At 39.7% G+C, this 22,199-nt stretch carries 17 protein-coding genes and 2 pseudogenes; 13 read left to right on the forward strand and 6 right to left on the reverse strand.

Annotated elements, in window-relative coordinates; all coding sequences use genetic code 11:
* Nucleotides 1-295 precede the first annotated feature (295 nt).
* The 4 genes and pseudogenes from IC572_RS02055 to IC572_RS02070 all read left to right on the forward strand — a co-directional run bounded on the left by IC572_RS02055 (nt 296) and on the right by IC572_RS02070 (nt 1,566).
* On the forward strand, nt 296-664 hold the full coding sequence (locus IC572_RS02055; protein ID WP_187854902.1) for a type II toxin-antitoxin system HP0895 family antitoxin: 369 nt from the start codon (nt 296-298) through the stop codon (nt 662-664).
* On the forward strand, nt 651-917 hold the full coding sequence (locus tag IC572_RS02060) for a type II toxin-antitoxin system RelE/ParE family toxin (protein ID WP_000912775.1): 267 nt from the start codon (nt 651-653) through the stop codon (nt 915-917). Before IC572_RS02055 ends, IC572_RS02060 begins: the two co-directional genes overlap by 14 nt.
* Nucleotides 918-995: 78 nt before the next feature.
* Complete coding sequence (locus IC572_RS02065) at nt 996-1,307, forward strand: type II toxin-antitoxin system antitoxin (protein WP_187854903.1); 312 nt, start codon at nt 996-998, stop codon at nt 1,305-1,307.
* A pseudogene (locus tag IC572_RS02070) lies at nt 1,294-1,566 on the forward strand (HP0892 family type II toxin-antitoxin system mRNA interferase toxin). Before IC572_RS02065 ends, IC572_RS02070 begins: the two are co-directional and overlap by 14 nt.
* Before the next feature lie 106 nt (nt 1,567-1,672).
* On the opposite strand, the gene IC572_RS02075 reads toward IC572_RS02070, so the two are convergent.
* A complete protein-coding gene (locus IC572_RS02075; RefSeq protein ID WP_001135603.1) occupies nt 1,673-2,197 on the reverse strand; it encodes an acyl-CoA thioesterase in 525 nt (174 codons plus the stop codon).
* Nucleotides 2,198-2,336: 139 nt separating this feature from the next.
* On the opposite strand from IC572_RS02075, the gene IC572_RS02080 reads away from it, so the two are divergent.
* The 3 genes from IC572_RS02080 to IC572_RS02090 are packed head-to-tail and all read left to right on the forward strand — an operon-like array spanning nt 2,337 to nt 4,940.
* The gene (locus IC572_RS02080; protein WP_187854904.1) at nt 2,337-3,200 is read left to right on the forward strand and encodes an SDR family oxidoreductase; all 864 of its coding nucleotides are present in this window, start codon (nt 2,337-2,339) and stop codon (nt 3,198-3,200) included.
* The gene (locus IC572_RS02085) at nt 3,193-4,173 is read left to right on the forward strand and encodes a FecCD family ABC transporter permease (protein WP_000921436.1); all 981 of its coding nucleotides are present in this window, start codon (nt 3,193-3,195) and stop codon (nt 4,171-4,173) included. The genes IC572_RS02080 and IC572_RS02085 overlap by 8 nt, the downstream gene beginning before the upstream one ends.
* Nucleotides 4,173-4,940 carry an ABC transporter ATP-binding protein gene (locus IC572_RS02090; RefSeq protein ID WP_000242349.1) on the forward strand — a complete coding sequence of 256 codons (768 nt, stop codon included), beginning with the start codon at nt 4,173-4,175 and terminating at the stop codon, nt 4,938-4,940. The genes IC572_RS02085 and IC572_RS02090 overlap by 1 nt, the downstream gene beginning before the upstream one ends.
* Nucleotides 4,941-5,000: 60 nt before the next feature.
* Here the strand turns inward: IC572_RS02090 and IC572_RS02095 are convergent, their stop codons facing one another.
* The 3 genes from IC572_RS02095 to murJ all read right to left on the reverse strand — a co-directional run bounded on the left by IC572_RS02095 (nt 5,001) and on the right by murJ (nt 12,023).
* Entirely contained in the window at nt 5,001-8,942 is a 3,942-nt protein-coding gene (locus IC572_RS02095) for a vacuolating cytotoxin autotransporter (protein ID WP_187854905.1), read from the reverse strand.
* A gap of 222 nt (nt 8,943-9,164) precedes the next feature.
* Nucleotides 9,165-10,562 carry a cysteine--tRNA ligase gene (gene cysS / locus IC572_RS02100; protein WP_187854906.1) on the reverse strand — a complete coding sequence of 466 codons (1,398 nt, stop codon included), beginning with the start codon at nt 10,560-10,562 and terminating at the stop codon, nt 9,165-9,167.
* Nucleotides 10,563-12,023, reverse strand: a complete 1,461-nt coding sequence (gene murJ / locus IC572_RS02105) for a murein biosynthesis integral membrane protein MurJ (RefSeq protein ID WP_187854907.1) — start codon at nt 12,021-12,023, stop codon at nt 10,563-10,565.
* A 93-nt stretch (nt 12,024-12,116) separates the two neighbouring features.
* Here murJ and IC572_RS02110 point away from each other — a divergent pair, with 93 nt between their 5' ends.
* From IC572_RS02110 to IC572_RS02125, 4 genes and pseudogenes are all read left to right on the forward strand, one after another.
* A complete protein-coding gene (locus tag IC572_RS02110; RefSeq protein ID WP_187854908.1) occupies nt 12,117-13,961 on the forward strand; it encodes a FapA family protein in 1,845 nt (614 codons plus the stop codon).
* Between the two features lie 25 nt (nt 13,962-13,986).
* A complete protein-coding gene (gene ruvA, locus IC572_RS02115) occupies nt 13,987-14,538 on the forward strand; it encodes a Holliday junction branch migration protein RuvA (protein WP_000635106.1) in 552 nt (183 codons plus the stop codon).
* 57 nt (nt 14,539-14,595) lie between these two features.
* Nucleotides 14,596-15,351: pseudogene (locus tag IC572_RS02120) on the forward strand (DUF3519 domain-containing protein); the annotation flags it as partial.
* Nucleotides 15,352-15,558: 207 nt separating this feature from the next.
* The gene (locus tag IC572_RS02125) at nt 15,559-15,873 is read left to right on the forward strand and encodes a DUF3519 domain-containing protein (RefSeq protein ID WP_187854910.1); all 315 of its coding nucleotides are present in this window, start codon (nt 15,559-15,561) and stop codon (nt 15,871-15,873) included.
* A gap of 743 nt (nt 15,874-16,616) precedes the next feature.
* On the opposite strand, the gene IC572_RS02130 is transcribed toward IC572_RS02125, so the two are convergent.
* Nucleotides 16,617-17,348 carry an NYN domain-containing protein gene (locus tag IC572_RS02130; protein ID WP_000646774.1) on the reverse strand — a complete coding sequence of 244 codons (732 nt, stop codon included), beginning with the start codon at nt 17,346-17,348 and terminating at the stop codon, nt 16,617-16,619.
* Between the two features lie 132 nt (nt 17,349-17,480).
* On the opposite strand from IC572_RS02130, the gene ruvC reads away from it, so the two are divergent.
* Nucleotides 17,481-17,954 carry a crossover junction endodeoxyribonuclease RuvC gene (ruvC, locus tag IC572_RS02135; RefSeq protein ID WP_001221173.1) on the forward strand — a complete coding sequence of 158 codons (474 nt, stop codon included), beginning with the start codon at nt 17,481-17,483 and terminating at the stop codon, nt 17,952-17,954.
* Here the strand turns inward: ruvC and IC572_RS02140 are convergent, their stop codons facing one another.
* Nucleotides 17,955-20,330, reverse strand: coding sequence for a TonB-dependent receptor (locus IC572_RS02140; RefSeq protein WP_187854911.1), 2,376 nt, complete (start codon nt 20,328-20,330; stop codon nt 17,955-17,957). It abuts the gene before it with no gap.
* A 320-nt stretch (nt 20,331-20,650) separates the two neighbouring features.
* On the opposite strand from IC572_RS02140, the gene IC572_RS02145 reads away from it, so the two are divergent.
* The gene (locus IC572_RS02145) at nt 20,651-22,168 is read left to right on the forward strand and encodes a catalase (protein ID WP_187854912.1); all 1,518 of its coding nucleotides are present in this window, start codon (nt 20,651-20,653) and stop codon (nt 22,166-22,168) included.
* Nucleotides 22,169-22,199 lie beyond the last annotated feature (31 nt).

Genomic DNA, 22,199 nt, shown 5'->3' on the forward strand with positions numbered 1-22,199 from the left:
GGCTTTATAGCGTGTATTTGAATTATGTGTTCGCTTACTAAAAGCTCACATTAAACCCTTTGTGGAACTCTCTCTTTTAAGGGGTTTCTTTTGAACTTTCTTTTTCTTTTTTTGAACCCTTTGTTTTGAACTCTTTTTTTTGAACTCTTTTTTTTGTAGGGGTTTGATCTTTTTCTTTTTGCCAATCCCCACTACTTTCGCTTTTTAATCTTTAGTTTTTATTTTTCTAACCTTTTTAATCCCACTCTATCGCTTGCGCTATAATGAGCTGGTATTTTTAATAAAGGAATAAAGCATGCCAAACACCACCAACAAAGATTACACCCAATACAGCCAAAGACAGCTTTTTAATTTAATCCATCAATTAGAGCGAAAAATCAAAAAGATGCAAAATGATAGAGTTTCTTTTAAAGAAAAAATGGCTAAAGAATTGGAAAAGAGGGATCAAAACTTTAAGGATAAAATAGACGCATTAAATGAACTCTTGCAAAAAATCAGCCAAGCTTTTGATGATAAAAGAGATTGCTGTTTGGGGTGCAAGATCCCAAACATTCAAACGCAACAAGCCATGAGAGATGCGTTAAATGGCGAAAACTTAGAAACTATTGAAGACTTTTCTGCATGGGCAAATGAAGTGAAAAAGGAAGTGAATGCTGAAAATTAAGCACCATATCCTTTACAAAAAAGATTTTAAAAAACTTGTTAAAAATGGGTTTGATGATAGCGTTTTGAACAAAGTCATTCTAACCTTAAGAAAAAAAGAACCGCTAGATCCCCAATTTAAAGATCATGCTTTAAAGGGAAAGTGGAAACCTTTTAGGGAATGCCATATTAAAGCCGATATTTTGCTTGTGTATTTAGTGCAAGATGATGAACTGATTTTGTTAAGGTTAGGCAGTCATAGCGAGCTGTTTTAAATTATCCGCACAACTTATAACGCTTAAACCAAATCGCTTGCGCTATAATGAGCTGATATTTTTAAAAAAGGAATAAGCATGCCTAACACCACCGCAGAAAAAGACTACACAAAATACAGCGAAAAACAGCTTTTTAACTTTTTAAATTCTATCAAGACCAAACAAAAAAGAGCGTTAGAAAAATTGAAAGAAATCCAAATTCAAAAACAAAGGATTAAAAAAGCGCTCCAATTTAAAGCGCTCCATTTAACCGAAAATGGATACACCATAGAAGAAGAGCGAGAAATCTTAGCAAGGGCTAAGGATACTAAGAATCGCCTTTGTTTTAAAAGCATAGAGAGTTTTAAGAAGCATTGTGAAGACTTAAGATTTAAAAATGCTGACAATTGAAACCAGTAAAAAATTTGATAAGGATCTTAAAATTCTTGTTAAAAATGGGTTTGATTTAAGGCTTTTGTATAAAGTGGTTGGAAATTGAGCCACAGAGCAACCCCTAGCTCCCAAGTATAGAGATCACCCGCTCAAAGGCGCTTTAAAAGACTTTAGGGAATGCCACCTAAAACCGGATTTATTGCTTGTCTGTCAAATTAAAAAACAAGAAAACACTCTTTTTTTAGTAAGGCTAGGCAGTCATAGCGAGTTGTTTTGAACCGCCCACATCTCTTATAACGCTTAAACCAACCGCTCAAACCAACTACCCCCCCTTTTTAGGGGTAAAATTTAGAGTTAAAACACCGCTCACGCTTTTTGGCTTTTTAAACACCCTCGTGTTTGCCGCTTTTTAAATACCCTCGTGTGCGCATTTCCTTACGCTTCAAAGCCCCTTCATAACGGCGGATTTCAACCTCTGTTTTAGGCTCGTATTTGGGCATGGGGGTGGGTTTGCCATTTTCCACAGCCACCATAGTGAAATAGCATGAATTGGTGTGCGTGATTTCACGAGTTTTAATATCTTCGCTCAAAACCTTAATCCCCACCTCGCACGAAGTGTTGCCCACATAATTGATGCTGGCTAAAAAAGTGAGCAAATTCCCTACAGGAATGGGGTATTTAAAAGTAACCCCATCCACGCTTAAAGTGACCGTTCCTTTAGCGCAATAACGAGTCGAACACACATAAGCCACTTTATCCAATAAATTCAATAATTCCCCCCCATGCATGACGTTATTGAAATTAGCGGTTGTAGGCACGACTAAATAGCTCATCAATAATTTAGTGCGATCCGCTGTGTCTATGGTGAAATCAAAATGATTGGAATGCGATGATTGTATTTGAGGCATTGCTTCTCCTTAATTAAAATTGGTGTTAAAAACGTTTTTTGTAAAAAACATTCCAAGAACTATATATTAGTAAAAATTAAGTAATATTAAGTGAATATTAGAGGCATTAGAAAAATAATAAGAGGGTTAGCGTTAGATAATGGGCGTTGGAGAGAAAGAAGAGAAAAAAGAAAGCCAAAAGGTGGCGGTTATCACTGGGGCGAGTTCTGGGATTGGGTTGGAGTGTGCGTTAATGCTGTTAGATCAAGGCTATAAGGTCTATACGCTCTCTAGGCATGCGACTTTGTGCGTAGCGTTAAACCATGCGTTATGCGAGAGTATTGATATTGATGTGAGCGATTCTAACGCTTTAAAAGAAGTGTTTTCAAACATCAGCGCTAAAGAAGATCATTGCGATGTTTTGATCAATTCTGCCGGTTATGGGGTGTTTGGGAGCGTGGAAGACACGCCCATTGAAGAGGTTAAAAAGCAATTTAGCGTGAATTTTTTCGCTCTTTGTGAAGTGGTGCAACTCTGTTTGCCCTTATTAAAAAACAAGCCTTATTCTAAGATTTTCAATCTTTCTTCCATAGCAGGGCGTGTGAGCATGCTCTTTTTAGGCCATTATAGCGCGAGTAAGCATGCTTTAGAAGCTTATAGCGATGCCTTGCGTTTAGAGCTTAAACCCTTTAACGTTCAAGTGTGTTTGATTGAGCCAGGCCCGGTGAAAAGCAATTGGGAAAAAACCGCTTTTTCAGTTGAGAATTTTGAGAGCGAAGATAGCGTTTATGCGTTAGAAGTGAATGCGGCTAAAAGCTTTTATTCTGGCGTGTATCAAAAAGCCTTAAACGCTAAAGAAGTGGCGCAAAAAATCGTTTTTCTTAGCATGAGTCAAAAGATCAAGGCCCGCTATTTGATCGGCTTAAAAACCCAATTGTTGTTGGCGTTGTATAGAATCCTCCCGAGTAGTTGGTATGATTCTTTGTTCAGATTAGTTGTTCTTAAAAGGAAGCGCGATGCTTAAAACCTATCATATTGCATTAGCTTGCGTGATTTTAGCGGTGTTGGTGCTGTTGTTTGGAGGGGAGTCCTTGAGTTTGGAAGAATGGCAAGAAGTGTGCCTTAATGTGAAAAACCACTTTTTACACAATGAAGAGCTGAGCTCTTTAAGTGTTATTATTTTAGAAATACGACTACCACGAGTGATCTTAGCGCTTTTAGTGGGAGCGAGTTTGTCCGGGAGTGGGGTGGTGATGCAAACGATTTTTAGAAACCCCTTAGTGGATCCTTTTTTACTAGGGATTTCTAGCGGGGCGATGCTAGGCGTGGCGATGGCGATAGCGGTAGTGGAGTCTAACATTGCGATTTTAGCGTTTTTTGGGGCGATTTTAGCCAGCCTTGCTGTCTTAGCGATGAATAGGGTTTTAGGCAATTCCGTCCTTTCGTTGGTGCTTTCAGGGGTGGTGTTGAGCGCGTTTTTAAGCGCGCTCGCTGGAGCGATAAAATTCTTTGTGATCCCCCAAAAAGCGCAAGCGATTGTCGTGTGGCTTTTAGGGAGCTTGTCTTTAAGCAGTTATAAGGATTGCTTGATCGCTTTCATAGGGCTATCTTTAGGCTTTATCCCGCTTTTTTTGTTAAGGTGGCGCATCAATTTATTGAGCTTGAGCGATGCGCAAAGTTTGAGCTTGGGGATTAACCCGGTGTTATTGCGATCGCTTTGTTTGGTGTGCGTGAGCGTGGCGAGTGCTTTAGCGGTGAGCGTGTCCGGCACGATTGGCTGGATTGGGTTGGTCATTCCGCATGTGGCGAGGTTGTTTTTTGGGGCGAATTTACAAAAACTGCTTTTAAGCTCTTTGTTAATGGGAGCGTTTTTCTTGCTTTTAGCGGATGTGGTGGCTAAAACCATTACCCCCTATGATTTACCGGTAGGCATTGCGACAAGCGTTTTAGGAGCGCCTTTTTTCCTATGGCTTTTATTCAGGACTAGGGGGGTGTGATGGTCTTAGAAGTTAAAAACCTGTCCTTTAAATATTCTCAAAAACTCATTTTAGACAAGTTGAGTTTTAGCGTGCCAAAAAACAGCATCACAAGCATTTTAGCGCCTAATGGATCCGGTAAAACCACGCTTTTAAAATGCCTTTTAGGGCTTTTAAAGCCTTTAGAAGAAACCGAAATCAAGGCGTGTAACAAAGATATTTTACCCTTAAAGCCTTATGAAAAAGCCAAATTGATCGCTTATATCCCCCAAGTGGAATATTATGCGTTTAATTTCAGCGTGTTGGATTTTGTTTTAATGGGGAAAGCGACGCATTTGAATCTATTCGCTATGCCTAAAGCCAAGCACATTAAAGAAGCGACTAGCGTTTTAGAGCGCTTGGATTTAGAGTCCTTAAAAGATCAAGGCATCAACGATTTGTCCGGCGGTCAGAGGCAAATGGTGCTTTTAGCCAGAAGCTTGTTGCAAAGAACGCCCTTGTTGTTACTAGATGAGCCTACGAGCGCGTTAGATTTAAAAAACCAAGCCCTTTTTTTTGATGCGATTAAAGATGAGATGAAAAAACGAGAATTGAGCGTTTTAGTCAATATCCATGATCCCAACTTGGTTGCCAGGCACTCCACGCATGTGGTCATGCTCAAAGATAAAAAACTTTTTTTACAAGCTTCCACGCCAATCGCTATGACTTCGCACAATTTAAGCGCGCTTTATGACACGCCCTTAGAAGCGATCTGGCATGATAACAAGCTTGTCGTGTATGCGTTGTAGGGGTTAAATGTTTTGTAAGATTTCAAACCCATGCTTTGAGCATGGGTTTTTAGATTGGTATTAGAAACTATACCTCATTCCTAAATTGGAAGCGAAATGGCTTGCGTTGGAAATCAAATTGTGCAAATAAACAACGCCCAAATTCAAAAATACTTCTTTAGCCAATTGCAATTCCCCACCCATCATCACTCTGGCATGGGTATTTAAAGGGTTGCGAGTAGCATTGATTTTAAAGGTGTTTAAAGACGCCACATCATTCGATCCAAAGTGAGCGAACTCTTGTAAAACTCCAGCGTTCATATAGAAGTATGAAGTGTTCCCATAATAATAGCGCGCTTCCACATTGGCGCTAGCGTTGAATAAATGCTGACTGCTAGAGCCATTTTTCAAAGCCACTTGATTGGTGCTGTTGCTTTTAAAGTTGGTTGAACCTAAATGGTTATAGCTCACGCCCACGCTTGGTTTTAACACTAAAGCATTCCTAAAAAACGCAAAGTCATAACCATAGCTCGCTCTTGTTGCAGCGCTATAGGCTAAGTAATTATAGCTTTGATTCAAATCTTGCAATAGAGCGCTTTTGAAATTCAAGCTTGATTGATCACTCCCTAGCGCCCCTTGAGCTTCAAAATCAAATTCATGCTGGTTGGCAAAAATACGGCTATACACGCCAAAATTAGTGTTATTGGCCCCAGAGTTAAGAGAGTTCGCTTGATTACTGAAAGAGCTATAACCATAGCTTCCAAACCCGCCCACAATGGCTTCCACTTCCCCATTAAGGTAAGCATCCACGCCGGCGCTTGTGCCATACAATGAAGCGTTACCGCCACTATTCAAGCTCGTTCCCCCAATAGCGTTAGCCCAAACATTGGTGGGTTTTTCATATTTAGGGGCAAATTGATACAACACTTCCGCCGCGCTTTCTAAAGAAGCGAATCTTTGGTCTTTTAAAGCTTGTAAGCGCTTAGCGAACGAGTCAATATGGTTGGTGTGCCTTCTGGAGAGATTGACTAAACGAGAATTTAAAATCATCGCGTTACTCAAGCTCAAAGTTTGCAAGCCGCTGGTTTTATGCTCTAAACTGGCTATGTTGTTTAAAGTGGTAGTGGCCGCATTCAATTGCTGGGTGATTTCATTAGCGCTTGTAGCATCAATCATGGTTCTGGCATAACCCGCATCATGGCTATCAATCAATAAGGTTTGTAAGAGATCTCTGCCTTGCGCGCCTGAATGAGTATAGAGCGTGTCAATATCTTTAGAGCGATCAGCCAATTCAAACACGCTTTCAATGGTGCCAAAATCATGCTGATTGATAGCGACTAAATTAGGGGTAGCGTTATAATGAGCGAAAGGAGCGTTCTTGATGAGAGCGTAGCTAGCGAAACGCGCCTTGTTAGTGGTGTTGGTGGGTAAATTTGTGGTATTGCTCTCAGAACTAGTAGGCGTAGAATTGTTGCCTAAATTAACAGCGATTGTGGTGTTGTTAGCCGTTTTATTAATCCCTGTATTTTTCCATGCCTTACCTTCAAGATACTTGTAATTTTCAGGGTTATTCACCATGCTTTGATTGCCGATAGCCATCCCGCATGCTTTAATGTCATTGAGATTATCTTTTCGCACCACACAAATATCCATGCGGTTGTTGTTGTTATAAAGGGCTAGGCGCTCTTTGAATGACTCTTGCAGATTGGTGTTGCTTGCAGAAATATTGTCATAACTAGCGCCTTGCACTCCCACTAAATTATAATCAATGTTTCGCGCTCTCACTAAAACATGCTCTTTATTTTTAGTGAGATTTTGAGCGTTATTGATCTTAATGAGTGGTTTGTAAAACCCGGTCGCGCTATCCACTAAATTATTAAATATCATGCTTGCTTGATGGCCTGCATTTAAAGTTGCTACACGCCCATCTTGGACAAAAAGATTCATCGTGCCTTGATTGTTGGTGAAATGCCCTTGAATGGTTAGATCTAAATCTTTGCCATAATCCATGCTCGCGTTGCTGTTTAGGGTTAGGTTATTAAACATAAGCCCTGTTTTTCCGGCAATGTTTCCTGGGGCTCCAAAAAGAATCCTCTTATTGACTTCAACATCGGTGATATTCCTAGCGTCAAAATAATTCCAAGGGGCATGGTAAATTTCATCTATAACCAGTTTTTTACCGCTTTTAAAAGTAACGCCCCCAGAATAGGCCGGGCTATATCCTGTTTGCAAACTCACGACACCAATGCGCGACTTATCGCCTATATTTTCGCCAAAAATAGTGTATTGCCCAAAACTTTGAACTCGGGTTGTAACCACCAATTCCTTAATGTCAAAGTTTTTAACGTTCACATTAGTGGCAGATGTAGTGAGCTTGTTGATATTGACCTTGTTGGTAACGCCGCTCAAATCCAAAGCGCTAGTGTTTAGACCATTATCGCTCTTGCTGGCATCAATATTTTTAAAATGAGCGCTATGGCCATTCACCCTTAAATTCGTGGATTTTCCCAGATAAATATTGCCATTAAAATAAGCTGTATGAGCATCCACTCTTAAATTCACCGCTTTTCCCAGATGGATATCGTTTTTGAAAGTGGCTGTGGCGTTGTTGGTGTCTTCACCAGCCTTAAACTCAAAATTTGCGCTTGAGCCTGCCACAGCAGCACCGCCCACTTGATTATTCACCCTTAAAGTCCCCTCAACGGTGATATTCCCGGTTAGATTTTCCACTAAAAGAGAGCGCCCGCTCGCTTGATTGGACAGATTGACACCGCCTTCGCCGATATGCAAATGAGCCGCATTCGTGCTAAGAGAAGCCTTAAACCCTCCCGCTCTAAGCGTGCCATCGGCTTTAGTGTTTAAGTGGAAAATATTCACAACCGTGTCTTTGCCGCCAGCAAAAGGCCCATCAATGACTTGCGTGGGTTGAATTTCTGTTTTTTGCGTGTCATTTTTAGGGTTATTTTGAGAAGGGGTGTCTTTAGTTTTACTCTCATAACCGCCTTCTGGAGGGGTGATAATGCTTAACCCAGCGCTTTGCCACAAATCCAGCACGCCAATATTGGTCTTTTTATTAGCGATAATGCCCGCTTGAGCGGCGTTTTGATCGCCCACAGCGAGATGGCGAAAATTCATTTCCCCTGTTACTTTTGAAGTGTCTATCGTGCTGTATGAAGGGGCTAAATACGCTCCCACGTATTGCAAACGGCCCATCCACACCTTACCATATAGATCAACGCTCTGATTTGAGCTTGAAACCAAATTGAGCGTGGCGCCATCATAAAGAGAGATTTCCGCGTTTTCACGGCTTGTAATTTTTTCTGAACTTTTTAAAGTCAAAACCGTAGAGCTGGCTTTTCTACCGGCTCCAGAACCCACACGATTGTTGATTTCTACAAAATTATCAATTAAGATATTTTTAGCGTCAAAATTCACTCTCGTGGTGCGATCGGCGCTATCTTTAAAGCTTGTGAAAGAATTGCCATTGAATTGGCCCAAGCGTAAAGTGGCTTTTTGCATATTGACGTCTAAATCCCCACCAGTAAAGTTGATAAGGCCTGAAAGGTTATAAGTCCCTACAGCGTTTTGCATATCCACTTCAAGCTTGTTCCATTGCCCGTCTTTGACCCAATAATGCCTAGCGGCATTCCCCCAGTCCCAACCTCCATCAATCTTGCTAGATAGTAGGGATTTATATAAGTCGTATTGCTTGTGGGGGAAATTATCAAAGCCTCTTCCTGCTTGAATGCGCCAAACTTTATCGGGTTTGTCCGGGGCTTTATTGGCTTGTTCGGCTTGTTTGAGCCCCCAGCTAAGAAGCCCTGAAACCGTTCCTACAGCAGCACCTGTAGCGATACCCCCAACAATGGCTGGAATGATCACGGTTGTAAAAAAGGCGCGACTCTCGCTGTGTATGGGATCATTTGGCGTGTTAGCCCCTAGTTCAGTACCCATTAACACCCCCACTAAAGCGAGAGAGATAATAGGGCGATTGATTTTGCGGTGTGTTTGTTGTATTTCCATTTTCTTCCTTTCTTTTTGTAAAACGATTTTTGCACAAAGGGTGCGACTTTAGACTAGAAAATTTCTGTTGCATTTACGATTAAGGCTATAAATATGTGGTATCTACAACCAATGTTCAATTTTTATTAAGTTAAGATAAATGAATATAAAACCCATAGGATTAAAAAGTAAAATGGCTGAAATTTTGGGCTAGAATGTGTAAAAAGGTAAAATGGGAGGCGTTTAAAAAAGCTTCTCCCAAATCGTGCCTTGTGGGGTGTCCATCAAAGCGATTTTGCGGTTTAAAAGCTCTTCTCTGATGCTATCGGCTTTTAAAAAATCTTTTTGTTCTTTGGCGCGTTTTCTTTCTTCTATTTTGCTTTCAATTTCTTGTTTTTCGCTCTCGCTCACGCCTAATTGGAAATACGCGCTAGGGTCTTTAAACCCGATGCCAAGCAGTTCTTCTATGAATTTCAAATTCGCTAAAATTTCGCCCTTCAAAGCCTTGTTTTTGGGGTTTTGATCCAGTTTTTCATTCGTGGAAGAAAGCATGCTTTCTAAAACGCTCAACGCTTTAGAAACGTTTAAATCATCTTGCATGCACTCTAAAATTTCTTTTTTAAAATTTGGGTTTATTCCTCCTAAAGTCCCTAAAACGCGCTGTTTTAAGCGATAGATTTTATCCAAGCGTTTTTTACTCACTAACAAGTCTTCTTCATTGAAATTCAAAACAGAGCGATAATGCACCCCTAGTAAGTAATTGCGCAAAATTTCGCCATCATAGTTTTTGAGAGCGTCTTTAACAAAAAAGCTATTCCCTAAACTTTTAGACATTTTTTCATTATTGATATTCACAAAGCCATTATGCATCCAGTATTTAGCGATCTCCACACCAAAGGCGCAACGGGTTTGGCACGCTTCATTTTCATGATGGGGGAATAACAAATCCGCTCCGCCTGCATGAATATCAATTTGATAAGGGGCGTTAGCGAGCGCTAAAGTTTCAAAAACCATGCTAGAGCATTCTATATGCCAGCCAGGGCGCCCTTTGCCTAAAGGGCTATCAAAGCCCACATCATTATCCCCCTTATAGCTTTTCCACAATACAAAATCTTGCTCAAGCCGTTTTTCTTGCACCAAACCGATACGGCTAAATTCCATACTGCTATTATGCACGCTCAAAGAGCCGTAATCTTTATCCTTGCTCGTGTCTAAATAAATATCCCCATTAGAGACTCTATAAGCGAAATTTTTTTCTAAAAGCGTTTCAATCATGCGCACCATAGCGTCTAAATACTCGCTCGCTTTAGGCTCTAGGCTGGGTTTTTTCACGTTCAAAGCGTTTAAATCCCTCGTGTAAGATTCAATGTAAATGCTGCTTAATTCTTGAATGCTTTTGCTTTCTTTTAAGGCTTTGTTGATGATCTTATCGTCAATATCCGTGAAATTCCTTACTAACACCACTTCATAGCCGCTCAACTCAAGCGTTCGTCTTAACAAATCAAAGGCAATCGCGCTCCTGGCATGCCCTAAATGAGCGTCATCATACACCGTAGGCCCGCACACATAAATATTCGCCTTATTTTGGATTAAAGGCTCAAAAGGGACTTTTTGTTTTGATTTGGTATCATAAATAAACATTTAAAAACCTTGAAAATAATAAAATAAATATAAATGTGTAACCCACGATTTGAACGCTAAGAGTAATAAGATTTCCACGCAAGCGAGGAAAAGGATTACAAGCCATGATTTTAAATTCTTGATTATACCCAAGAATAATTGAAAGCCAAACGCTTTTATTGTTAAAACAAATAAAAACAACCCGCTCAAACTATTCGCTAACGCTAAACCCAAAACCCCTAACAAAGGCATTAAACTCAAAGAAGCCGCTAAACCTAAAAAAAGCGAAATTAAAGAGATTTTAGCCGCTTTTTTTTGCTCTAATTTCGCATAAAGCCACAAAGAAAAGAGTTTAGTTAGCCCAAAAGGGAGCAAGCCTAAAAGATAGAGCGAAAAGACTTGCGAAGTGATTAAGGTGTCTTTAGGGCTAAATTGCCCCCTTTCAAATAAAAGCTCGGTGATTTCTTTGCTTAACATGATCCCCCCAATGCTGCAAAGAAGCAAAACCCCCACCAAAAAAAACCACGCCTTTTGCAAGCGCTGTAAGATTAAATCCTGCTGATTGTTTTTAAGCGCGATCGCAATGCTAGGGAAAAGGGCGCTAGAGATAGCGATAGCAAATAACGCTAAAGGGAGCTGGAAGACTCTATTAGCGTAATACAAATAAGACACGCTCCCACTCGATAGAAAAGAGGCGATCGTGGTGTCTAAAAAAGAAGCGATTTGAGCGCTAGAATTGCCTAAAACGCTGGGGAGGAATTGCTTGAAAAACCCTTTCAAATCCCTTTTAGCCCTTTTAGAGCGGTATTCTTTTTTGAGCGCGTTTTTAGTCTTAAAACCCACCAACCCTTTAAACAATAAATCCCATAAGCCTAATTTCACTAAAGGATAAAAGTGCAATAAGATTTGAGCCACGCCCCCTAAAAGCACGCCATAGCTCAAATAATACAACGCTTCTAAATGCGTTTTTTCTTTAGAAATAAAAAGGGCTAAAATCATGCATAAATTGAGTAAGCTTGCGCTATAAGCGCTGGCAAAAAAGCTGTGTTTGTATTGTAAAAGCGCGCCTAAAAAAGTGGTGATAAACACCAATAAAAGATACCAAAAATTGATCGCTACAATAGGGGCGCATAGTTTGAGTGTTTCTTCATCAAAGCCGTAAGCTAGGAGTTTGGTTAGCCATAAGGGATTGAGCGCTACTAATAAGCACCACATGAATAAAACGCCGCAAAAAATAAGCCCCACCAAACCCGCAAAACTCCCTTTAATGGAGCTTCGTATGAAGCTTGGTAAAAAGCTTTGAGAAAAAGAGCCCTCCGCAAAAATACGCCTGAATAAATTAGGCAATTTGAAAGCCACAAAGAAAATATCGCTATACACCCCAGCCCCTAGAATATTAGCCATCATCAAATCCCGCAAAAAGCCAAAAATCCTAGAGCATAAAATCCCTAAGCTGTTGGTTAAAAATATTTTTTTTAGCATATCAGTCGCAGTTATTACCTAATTTTCAGTGTTTTTTTGTTAGCATATTTCTTTTTTCAAATTCTTATATTATACCATTTTAAGGATTAAAAAATGAGCTTGGAGCGTTTTGCCCCTATAAAAGTTGAGCGGTGCAAAGACATTCAAAAAGAATTAAAAAAAGCGGCCGCTGAAAATAAATTACAAACAGAAGATCTATGGTTTGAGATTTTAAAAACTTCTATTTTTATCAAAAACAGCGCTAAAGACGATTTTAGCGAGGCTTTTGGTGGGGAATTGCAACAATTAGAAGAAGAGGAATACTATGAAAAAAAAGAGCTAACCCTTTATCAAACCCACGACATTAAAATCAAATCAAATGCTTATAAGCGCTTTTTTGAAGTGCAAGTGGATGAAGATTTAAGCAAAATAGAAATTATTTTAGATGAGTGTTTTATTGTCCTAGACACTGAAGAATATTACCAAGAAATGTTTGCGTATATTAAGGAGCGTTTGGCTTTTGAAGGCGTGGTGTTTAGGCATTTTTCACAAATGTATGAAAATTTAAAAACAGAGTTAAGAAAATATCAAAAAGAATCCCAAAATAAGCGCTTTATTTTATACGCTTCTTCAACCTTTATCCCTAATACAGAAGAACAATCCCATTTTTTACTAGAAGAAGAATACCTTCCAACGCATACCATTTTTTTAAGCGATCAAGAAGAATCGCTTGTTAAAGAAAATTACTATATCGCTAAAGAAAATCAAAAAGTCGCTTGCGTGAATTACCCCAAGCAAGGCAGAGACGGCCGTAACCTTAAAGGCCTTTATATTGAATTGCCTAAAGTTGCCCATTCGCCCACCCCCATAGGGCATGACAAAAACGCTTTTGAAGAAAGAGAAGAAAATAACGCTTTAGTGTATTACTCCAAAGCCTTACAAGGGGTTAAAATGGAAAAAGGGCGTTTGGTTTCTAAGCAAAATTTTATATTTAAAAATGGGATCAAATCCATTGAAGTGCCTAATCTTTTAGGGGGAGTGGAGAGCGGGTTAGCTTTAGAGATCCAAGCTAAAGACGAATTGAGCGATGCGATTGATTCTAATCTCATTTTAGAAGCGAGCGTAATTAACATTAAGGGCAATGTGGGCAAGAATGTGATCTTAGTGGCCAAAGAAATCACTATAGAGGGGCAAATCCACCCTGAAAGCTATGTCTATGCCAATCAAGCGCGCATCACTAACCATAAGGGCGTGTGTTACGCTAAAGAGTTTGAGTGCAAGTATTTGGAGCGTGCTAAAGTGTATGCCAATAGCGTTAAAGTGGAAGCGAGCGCGGGGAGCGTGGTCTATGCGAAAGAAATCGCTTTAGAAAAGCTTAAAAGCGATAACAAGCTGTATTTTTCCAAGCAATGTTTGATTGATGAGGTGGATGGCAATGGCAACCGCTTTATTTTTTACGCTTTTGGGGGGCGAGAAAACCAAGAAGAATTGAAAGCCGCTAAACAAAAACTCAATGCCTTAGGGGTAAAATCCAAAAAAATCATCGCTCAGCACCAGTCCTTAAACCACTTGGTCAAAAACAATCAAACGATTATGGAAAAGCTTAAAAACGCCACTGAAGAAATCAAACGCTCTTTAATGCAACAAGAAAGCGTGAAAGACGCTTATAGCGAGTTTATGTTTGCTTTGAAGCGTTTGAAAATCTTAAAAGCTCAAATGCTAGAATTGCAAAAAATCAATAACGAATGTTACGCTAAACTCATTAGCATAGAAAACAGCTTCCAGCATGCAAGCGTTATGACTAAAAACCCTTTCAAGCAAGAAAATATCGTGATTTATCATCGCAATTACCCCAAAGTGAGTAACTTGAGCGCTATGTTAAGCCATAATGAAAGCGTGAATGTGATCTATGAAGATCATAAAATCAAAAAAATCCCTAAAAGCGCGATAAAAGGCTAGAACAAGAAATAAGAAAGGGATAAAAATGATAGTGGGTTTGATAGGGGTTGTGGAAAAAATCTCCGCTTTAGAAGCGCATATAGAAGTGCAAGGGGTTGTTTATGGGGTGCAAGTTTCTATGCGAACGGCTGCTTTACTCCAAGCGGGCCAAAAAGCGCGTTTGAAAATCTTACAAGTGATCAAAGAAGACGCGCATCTTTTATACGGGTTTTTAGAAGAGAGCGAAAAAATCCTCTTTGAAAGGCTTTTAAAAATCAATGGGGTAGGGGGGCGTATCGCTTTAGCCATTCTTTCAAGCTTTTCGCCGAATGAATTTGAAAACATTATCGCCACCAAAGAAGTCAAAAGACTCCAGCAAGTCCCAGGCATTGGCAAAAAGCTCGCTGATAAGATCATGGTGGATTTGATTGGCTTTTTCATTCAAGATGAAAACAGACCCGCACGCAATGAGGTTTTTTTAGCCCTAGAGAGTTTGGGATTTAAAAGCACCGAAATCAACCAAGTCTTAAAAACCCTAAAACCCAATCTCAGCATAGAAGCAGCGATTAAAGAAGCCTTGCAACAACTGCGCTCTTAAAAAAAGTTTTTTAGTTTAGCGGCTACGCTTTTAAACGAAGCCACCGCAGGCGCAGCCTTGAAGTATCATTTAAAAAGAGCGTTAGAAAGAAGCCACACAATAAGCGACTTTAGTAAGAATTTAGAATTAAGTGTGAAAAACGCTAAATTTAGCAACAACACGCTTAAAATCATTGAAGAGCTTACTAACGGCGTCAAACAAGCGAGCGAAGAGATCAAAGAAAAGGCTACTAAATACGAAAAAGCCTTACAAGAATTGCAAAAGATTGATGAAGGCAAGCTGACTAAAGAACAGCAACAGGTTTTAAAAGTGTTTAAGGGCGAGCTAGACCAAGCAGAAATTAAAGGCATAGATTTAAACGACCTTTACATTTTAGATCAAGGCACAAGGCATGCAGGTGCTAAAAAGATTTTAGTTAAACATTACGGAGTAGAGAACACAGGCGGACTAACGAACGACGAGCTAATCAACATGAGCGAAGTTATCAAGAACGGAAGCGTGTTATTAGAGAGTTTTGAAAGGCTTAAAAACGGATTTAGATACGCTTACGAATGGGAGAATAACGGCGTAAAGCTTAGGTTAGTCGTAGATGATTTAAATAATGGAAATAAGATTTTTGATTTTTATAGCGATAGGAATTTTATAGATTTTAGGGATGCCAGTCTACACTCTGGAAACCACCCCTATGAACCTAATCCTACCCAAAAACCGCTAACAGATCAAGAGGATTTATTAAAAAATACAGAATTAGATAACCAAACCACACCCAAACCTACCAATTTAAGCCCCTTAGAGCAAGCCAACGCCGAAAAACATGAGTTAACGCTAAAAACAATGCAAAAAATGCATAAAACGAAGCATAAAACGAAATTATAAGGATAGTGTAGCCCATAGAAAAACATTAGCAAAATCTCAGAATGGCGATTAAACATCAGTTATGAGTTGAGTGCTAGACATACTTGAAAAAGCTAATGCGTTTTGAAACTTTAACAATAAAAAATTAAACACAAGGAGTAAGCAATGAAAAGCATTAAAAAGCCTCACCTTGACCATACACAAGCCCTTGCGTCTTATGTGTCAGGGTCTATTGGCATACTCAAAGTGTTTTTAGTATGGGTTAGAAAGTTATTCTCCAACCCATGCCTTGACAATATTAGCGCAAAAATATTAAATAATAGAAAGAGTGAATTAGCTTTAAAAACAATGTATAAGAACAATGGGAGTTATAAGGATAATGAAGTTTATAAAGAATTTTCAAGCACCTCACTCGACGCTGATGCGAAGGTGCACCATAGGTTGAGTTCCTATAGTGGTGCTACAGAGAATAATACTTAAAAAACTTTAATGAGTCAATGGGTGAAAAATGAATTAATCTTAAAAATGATGCATCAATCAAAGCTTTAATGCAAGACACCAAACCCTCTAAGGGGCAACCATAGGTCGAGTTCCTATAGCGATGTCTGTAAGAATGCTACCATAAAAACCCCAACAAAGCCAAATAACGACCTAAATCTTTTCAAGGAGAATGAATGAAAAACAAAAAACGATGTTAAAGCAGAGATTGACGAGGCGGACATTATCCACTCTTTCATTCCGTAGGCAAGAACGCTTAAAGAATAAGCCGATGGAGTGGGCTTGCATTGAAACTATAAAACAAAAACTTTAAAAAGTCAAGGAAGTCAGGAAATGAAAACTAACGAAGAGTATAGCTACAATCAAATCATAGAGGAAGCGAGAAGGATAATGGATAAGGCGAATGATTAAAGAGTGAGTGGGTTATTATAGGGTTTGAAAAAAAGTAGGAAATCTTAGAGAGCAAGCTAAGTTTATAGACCCTAGCTTAATTACAAAAGATGGAGAGCGTTTAGCTTCTTCTTTAAACTCTAATAACCCCAATCCTACCACAAAAAAATAAGCAAGAAGTAACGAACTACCCGAGCTTACCCAGTCAGTATGAGAAAAATAAGCCTAAAAACCCCTTTAAAAATTTTGACTCCGTTGTGATTAAACGCCAATAATTGAGCTTTTAAAAAACGATTTTTTAAACTCTATAAAAATGAAATAACCCTTTTTAGGGTTTAGTTTAAAGCCCAGTTGGTTTTAGTAAGGTTTTCTCTGATTGAAAACAGCTTGTCTTTGACTTCGTTACTGCTCAATTTCCTCACTTTATCAGAATTGTATTTCAAATCCTGGCTAAGAAGAGACAATCTGTTAGACAAATCGGCAATATCCACCCTTAACCCCTCATCTCTGGCTAATTTGAGCGCTGGGATTAGATCCGTATCTTTTGAAAATATCAAAATCCTATCAGCTATTTTTTTAAAGGCTATTCTTTGAATGTCAAGACCCATGAGCATATCCACCTGCTTTTGTTCTAATAACGCCCTATAACTCCCATCAAACTCCACTCTTATTGCGTTTAACTTAGTCCTCCCTAACCTCAATTCCACTTGATCCAATGAAGCCAGATCATGTTGGAAATTTTCCACATCGCTATAAATCTTCTCCCATTTAGTCGCTTCACTGCTTTGTAAGATCTCTTCAATGTCGCTGCTCGTGAAGATTTTCATTTCTGTTCCCGGATTTTTTTCATTTTGGAGAGTGTCATTCCTTTTATCCCATAACGCATGTTCAAAATCAAAGGGTGGGGTGGTATAAAAGTAAATACGGCTGATCCATTCATCATCTAGTAAAAAAGCTCTGATAGTAACGATCACATCTAAAGCAATATTGTAATTAACGCACTTTGTTTGTTTAATATCGCGCCTGAAATTCTCCCAATCCACTAGTATGATTGTGTTTGCTTTCATTTATTGCTCCCTTATTTATACGCTAAATTTTTTAAAAATTCTTAATGCAATCTTGTATTTTGCGCCAACAAGAAACATGGATATAATAATAGCGTTTTTTTAAACCTTGCAATTAAATAATAGGAATGATTGATGCGTATTTTAGGAATAGACCCAGGCAGCAGGAAATGCGGGTATGCTATCATTTCTCACACTTCTAACAAGCTTTCTTTAATCACGGCCGGGTTCATTAATATCACCACGACACGCTTGCAAGAACAGATTTTAGATTTGATAGAAGCCTTAGATTGCTTATTGGATCGTTACGAAGTTAATGAAGTGGCGATTGAAGATATTTTCTTTGCGTATAACCCTAAAAGCGTGATCAAGCTCGCGCAATTCAGGGGGGCGTTGTCCTTAAAGATTTTAGAAAGGATCGGTAATTTCAGCGAATACACGCCCCTACAGGTCAAAAAAGCCCTGACCGGTAACGGGAAAGCCGCTAAAGAGCAAGTGGCCTTTATGGTCAAACGCCTGCTTAACATCACAAGCGAAATCAAGCCTTTGGATATTAGCGATGCGATAGCCGTTGCTATCACGCATGCGCAACGCTTAAAGCTCCACTAATCACCATTTGTAAGCCACTTCAAAACGCGCGTTAAACCCAGGCTCAGCGATCGCTCTTTTAATAGCGTCAGTGCCTGGCATATCCGGGCTCATGACATAAGGGCTTGTTTGATCCACATAGAATTTGTTGAAAACATTATTGAACACGGCAGAAAGCAACAAACCTTTCCAGCGGCTTTTGGTTTTAGGACTCCAATTGATATAAAAATTACTCACGCCATAGCCCGGTTTGTGCATATGCACTAACCCTAATTGAAAACCGCATTTGGCTAAATCGGTAGGGGTTTTGGGTTTCTCAGCCGTCCCGTAATCAGGCAAGTAAATATCAAACCCGCAATAATCTAAACCGGTGACAAAACGGCTAAGCCAAGCAAGATTGATCCCTGTTTTTGGAATGGTGTAATCCAATTTAATGATAAAAACATTACCGGTGCTTGCGGCAAGCTCATAGCTATCCGCCATTAAATACCCCCTAGTGGTGGGCCAAGTGCGCGAGATCCCCACATTCAAACTCACGCCCTTGTATCTAAAAGTCCCACCCACCTCATAGCCATAAATCCTAATCGCTTGATTTAAATTGGTTACAATCAAACTTTGCGCGTATTGGGAGATGAAATTATCCAAAGCCTGATAAAACGCTGCAGCCCTCCCGCTAAAATACTGGCTTGAATAATCAATATTAAATTCAGCGTTAGAGCCCACTTCAGGCTTGATGTTTTTAGCGTATCGCAAATCGTTTTGGCGCATATACACGCCATCTCCTGGCATAACCCCCCTTGTAACTTGAGAATAAGTGATTTTTAAAGATAAAGGCTCAATGGGGCTTAACACAAGAGCTGCACTAGGGCTAAAGCCTTGAGTGTAGCGGTGGTTCCAGTCTTTATCATAAAGCGTGTATGCGTCCCACCTTACCCCGGCTCCAAAAGTGATGATTTTATGAGGCGAGTAATTCGCTTGCACATAGCCTCCATAAATATTCCCGTTCGCTTTCCCTCTTTGGCATAAAGTAGGGTCATTGGGGTTATTATCCACAAGAGAACAAGCGATTTGTTTTTGCCCTTTATCATCAGTATAAACTTGATTAGGTCTGTATAATTCTGATTTAGGGATACGAGCGTCAAAAACGCTCAAATTTTGGTAGTTGAATCCGTATTCAAAAAGGCTGTCTGTGGCTTCATCAATCACATGCGCGACTTTAAGGTTTAAGCCGGTGTTGTTTAAAAACAAATCCCTAGGCTGTGAGCTTGGTTTATCCACATCCAAAAAGCTTGGGGTGCAATACCCGCCTTCAACGCATGGGTAATTTTCTCTTTCCCATGCGCTCGCTAAAGAAGTGGGGAATTTGGCATAAACGCCATTAGGATCAAATAGGGGATCAAACTGAGCGTTCCTGATGCTTGTATAGAGGGTAAAATCTAATCGTGGGTCGCCAAAAGAATTTCCCGCTTCCCTTTTGTATTGTAAGGAAAGATTGTTAGCGCTATTAATAGAGTGATACAAATACCTTGTGAAACTATCTAACACATTAGGACACCCTTGAGCGCCATCAGGGCTAAAGGGGACTTCACAAGGATAGGCTAACCCTATAGCGTTGCTCCTTAAAGGGCGTGTAGCGTTATCTCGTGTCATGTTCCAACTGAAAGTGAGCGTGTCTCTGTCGCTCAAATAACCATTCATTTTAATCAAAGCGTTGTTTTGCTCGCTAGGAGTTCCTGGCTCTTTATCGGCTTGTGTGGGATGGAATAGGTTTTTCATCGCTGTAGCGCCGCTTCTATAATAGAAGATGTTTTGGTGCGTGTAGTAAGCGATAATATCAAAATGCGTGCTTTTGTAAGCCGATCTAAAAGTCTCTCGATCGCCAAAATTGGTATAAAAACTCACCGCCCCACTCGCTGCATAATTTTTCCCCCTAGGGATAAAATCAGCCGCTCCTTTAGTCTCCATTTTAATCACTCCCGCAATCGCTCCTGGCCCCGCGCTCGCATTCGCTGCGCCTTTAGTCACTTCCACGCTTTTGAGCATGCCAGGGTCAATCACGGTATTGCCTTGGTGGTGGTAGATATTGCCATTTTGCGCAGCCCCATCCACCGTAACCCTTAAAAGCCTGTCTTCAATGCCTCTCACATAGATTTTCTGCCCCATCACGCTCCCTCCGCCCACATTCACATCAGGGTTAGTCCTAAACAGGTCTTTGACTTCATTGCTTTGGCGTTGATCCAATTCTTTAGAAGTGACTTTAAACTCATTATTATAAGTGAAAATCCTTTTAGCTTGGGTGGTAACCTTATTTAAAGTGCGCTCCTCGCTATAGCAAGTCTCAGTGAGTAGGGGTAAACATAAAGCGTATCTAAGCTTTGGGTATGATCTTAAAAACATCCAACAATTCTCCTTAATTTAAAAATTTAAAAAATAAAAATCAAAAAAAAAAAAAACAAAATCCACTAAAAGATTGAGATAGAATAGTATGATAATTATTATTAAAACCAGATTAAAAATAAAATTTTGTTTTTAATCTTTCTTATTTTTATTAATTGTTACGAATAGAAATACTTAAGGGGGTTTTTTATTCTTAAAAAAAAGATTTTTTAAGGAAATTGAATCTTGTTAGTCTTTGTATAACAAATTATGTAATAATCACCACAAGTAATTGGCTTAGTGTCATATTACGAAGATTTAAGATCATAAAAGGAAAAAAGATGGTTAATAAAGATGTGAAACAAACCACTGCTTTTGGCGTTCCCGTTTGGGATGACAACAATGTGATTACGGCCGGCCCTAGAGGTCCTGTTTTATTACAAAGCACTTGGTTTTTGGAAAAGTTAGCGGCGTTTGACAGAGAAAGGATCCCTGAAAGGGTAGTGCATGCTAAAGGAAGCGGGGCTTATGGCACTTTCACCGTGACTAAAGACATCACTAAATACACTAAAGCGAAAATTTTCTCTAAAGTGGGCAAAAAAACAGAATGCTTTTTCAGATTTTCCACTGTGGCTGGTGAAAGAGGCAGCGCGGATGCGGTAAGAGACCCTAGAGGTTTTGCGATGAAGTATTACACTGAAGAAGGTAACTGGGATTTAGTAGGGAACAACACGCCTGTTTTCTTTATCCGTGATGCGATCAAATTCCCTGATTTCATCCACACTCAAAAACGAGATCCTCAAACCAATTTGCCTAACCATGACATGGTATGGGATTTTTGGAGCAATGTTCCTGAAAGCTTGTATCAAGTAACATGGGTTATGAGCGATAGAGGTATCCCTAAATCTTTCCGCCACATGGATGGTTTTGGCAGCCACACTTTCAGTCTCATCAACGCTAAAGGCGAACGCTTTTGGGTGAAATTCCACTTTCACACCATGCAAGGCGTTAAGCACTTGACTAATGAAGAAGCCGCAGAAATCAGAAAGCATGATCCTGATTCCAATCAAAGGGATTTATTCGATGCGATCGCTAGAGGGGATTACCCAAAATGGAAATTGAGCATTCAAGTGATGCCAGAAGAGGATGCTAAGAAGTATCGATTCCATCCGTTTGATGTCACTAAAATCTGGTACCTCCAAGATTATCCATTAATGGAAGTGGGCATTGTAGAGTTGAATAAAAATCCTGAAAACTATTTCGCAGAAGTGGAGCAAGCGGCATTCACTCCAGCTAATGTCGTTCCTGGAATTGGCTATAGCCCTGATAGGATGTTACAAGGGCGCTTGTTCTCTTACGGGGACACACACCGCTACCGCTTAGGGGTTAATTATCCTCAGATACCGGTCAATAAACCAAGATGCCCGTTCCACTCTTCTAGCAGAGATGGTTACATGCAAAACGGGTATTACGGCTCTTTACAAAACTATACGCCTAGCTCATTGCCTGGCTATAAAGAAGATAAGAGTGCGAGAGATCCTAAATTCAACTTAGCTCATATTGAGAAAGAGTTTGAAGTGTGGAATTGGGATTACAGAGCTGAGGATAGCGATTACTACACCCAACCAGGTGATTACTACCGCTCATTGCCAGCTGATGAAAAAGAAAGGTTGCATGACACTATTGGAGAGTCTTTAGCTCATGTTACCCATAAGGAAATTGTGGATAAACAATTGGAGCATTTCAAGAAAGCTGACCCCAAATACGCTGAGGGAGTTAAAAAAGCTCTTGAAAAACACCAAAAAATGATGAAAGACATGCATGGAAAAGACATGCACCACACAAAAAAGAAAAAGTAACCCTTTTCTTTAAGCGTTCTTATTTTTTAGG

The sequence above is a fragment of the Helicobacter pylori genome (genome assembly GCF_014496485.1).
In the GTDB taxonomy this organism is placed as follows: domain Bacteria; phylum Campylobacterota; class Campylobacteria; order Campylobacterales; family Helicobacteraceae; genus Helicobacter; species Helicobacter pylori_DD.

What these genes read in the sequence shown, in the direction of transcription:
- ruvC (WP_001221173.1), top strand. Translation starts at nt 17,481, where the DNA reads ATGCGTATTTTAGGAATAGACCCAGGCAGCAGGAAATGCGGGTATGCT.
- IC572_RS02075 (WP_001135603.1), bottom strand. Translation starts at nt 2,197, where the DNA reads ATGCCTCAAATACAATCATCGCATTCCAATCATTTTGATTTCACCATA.
- IC572_RS02065 (WP_187854903.1), top strand. Translation starts at nt 996, where the DNA reads ATGCCTAACACCACCGCAGAAAAAGACTACACAAAATACAGCGAAAAA.
- IC572_RS02090 (WP_000242349.1), top strand. Translation starts at nt 4,173, where the DNA reads ATGGTCTTAGAAGTTAAAAACCTGTCCTTTAAATATTCTCAAAAACTC.
- IC572_RS02110 (WP_187854908.1), top strand. Translation starts at nt 12,117, where the DNA reads ATGAGCTTGGAGCGTTTTGCCCCTATAAAAGTTGAGCGGTGCAAAGAC.
- murJ (WP_187854907.1), bottom strand. Translation starts at nt 12,023, where the DNA reads ATGCTAAAAAAAATATTTTTAACCAACAGCTTAGGGATTTTATGCTCT.
- IC572_RS02080 (WP_187854904.1), top strand. Translation starts at nt 2,337, where the DNA reads ATGGGCGTTGGAGAGAAAGAAGAGAAAAAAGAAAGCCAAAAGGTGGCG.
- IC572_RS02125 (WP_187854910.1), top strand. Translation starts at nt 15,559, where the DNA reads ATGAAAAGCATTAAAAAGCCTCACCTTGACCATACACAAGCCCTTGCG.
- ruvA (WP_000635106.1), top strand. Translation starts at nt 13,987, where the DNA reads ATGATAGTGGGTTTGATAGGGGTTGTGGAAAAAATCTCCGCTTTAGAA.
- IC572_RS02145 (WP_187854912.1), top strand. Translation starts at nt 20,651, where the DNA reads ATGGTTAATAAAGATGTGAAACAAACCACTGCTTTTGGCGTTCCCGTT.
- IC572_RS02095 (WP_187854905.1), bottom strand. Translation starts at nt 8,942, where the DNA reads ATGGAAATACAACAAACACACCGCAAAATCAATCGCCCTATTATCTCT.
- IC572_RS02060 (WP_000912775.1), top strand. Translation starts at nt 651, where the DNA reads ATGCTGAAAATTAAGCACCATATCCTTTACAAAAAAGATTTTAAAAAA.
- IC572_RS02085 (WP_000921436.1), top strand. Translation starts at nt 3,193, where the DNA reads ATGCTTAAAACCTATCATATTGCATTAGCTTGCGTGATTTTAGCGGTG.
- cysS (WP_187854906.1), bottom strand. Translation starts at nt 10,562, where the DNA reads ATGTTTATTTATGATACCAAATCAAAACAAAAAGTCCCTTTTGAGCCT.
- IC572_RS02055 (WP_187854902.1), top strand. Translation starts at nt 296, where the DNA reads ATGCCAAACACCACCAACAAAGATTACACCCAATACAGCCAAAGACAG.
- IC572_RS02130 (WP_000646774.1), bottom strand. Translation starts at nt 17,348, where the DNA reads ATGAAAGCAAACACAATCATACTAGTGGATTGGGAGAATTTCAGGCGC.
- IC572_RS02140 (WP_187854911.1), bottom strand. Translation starts at nt 20,330, where the DNA reads ATGTTTTTAAGATCATACCCAAAGCTTAGATACGCTTTATGTTTACCC.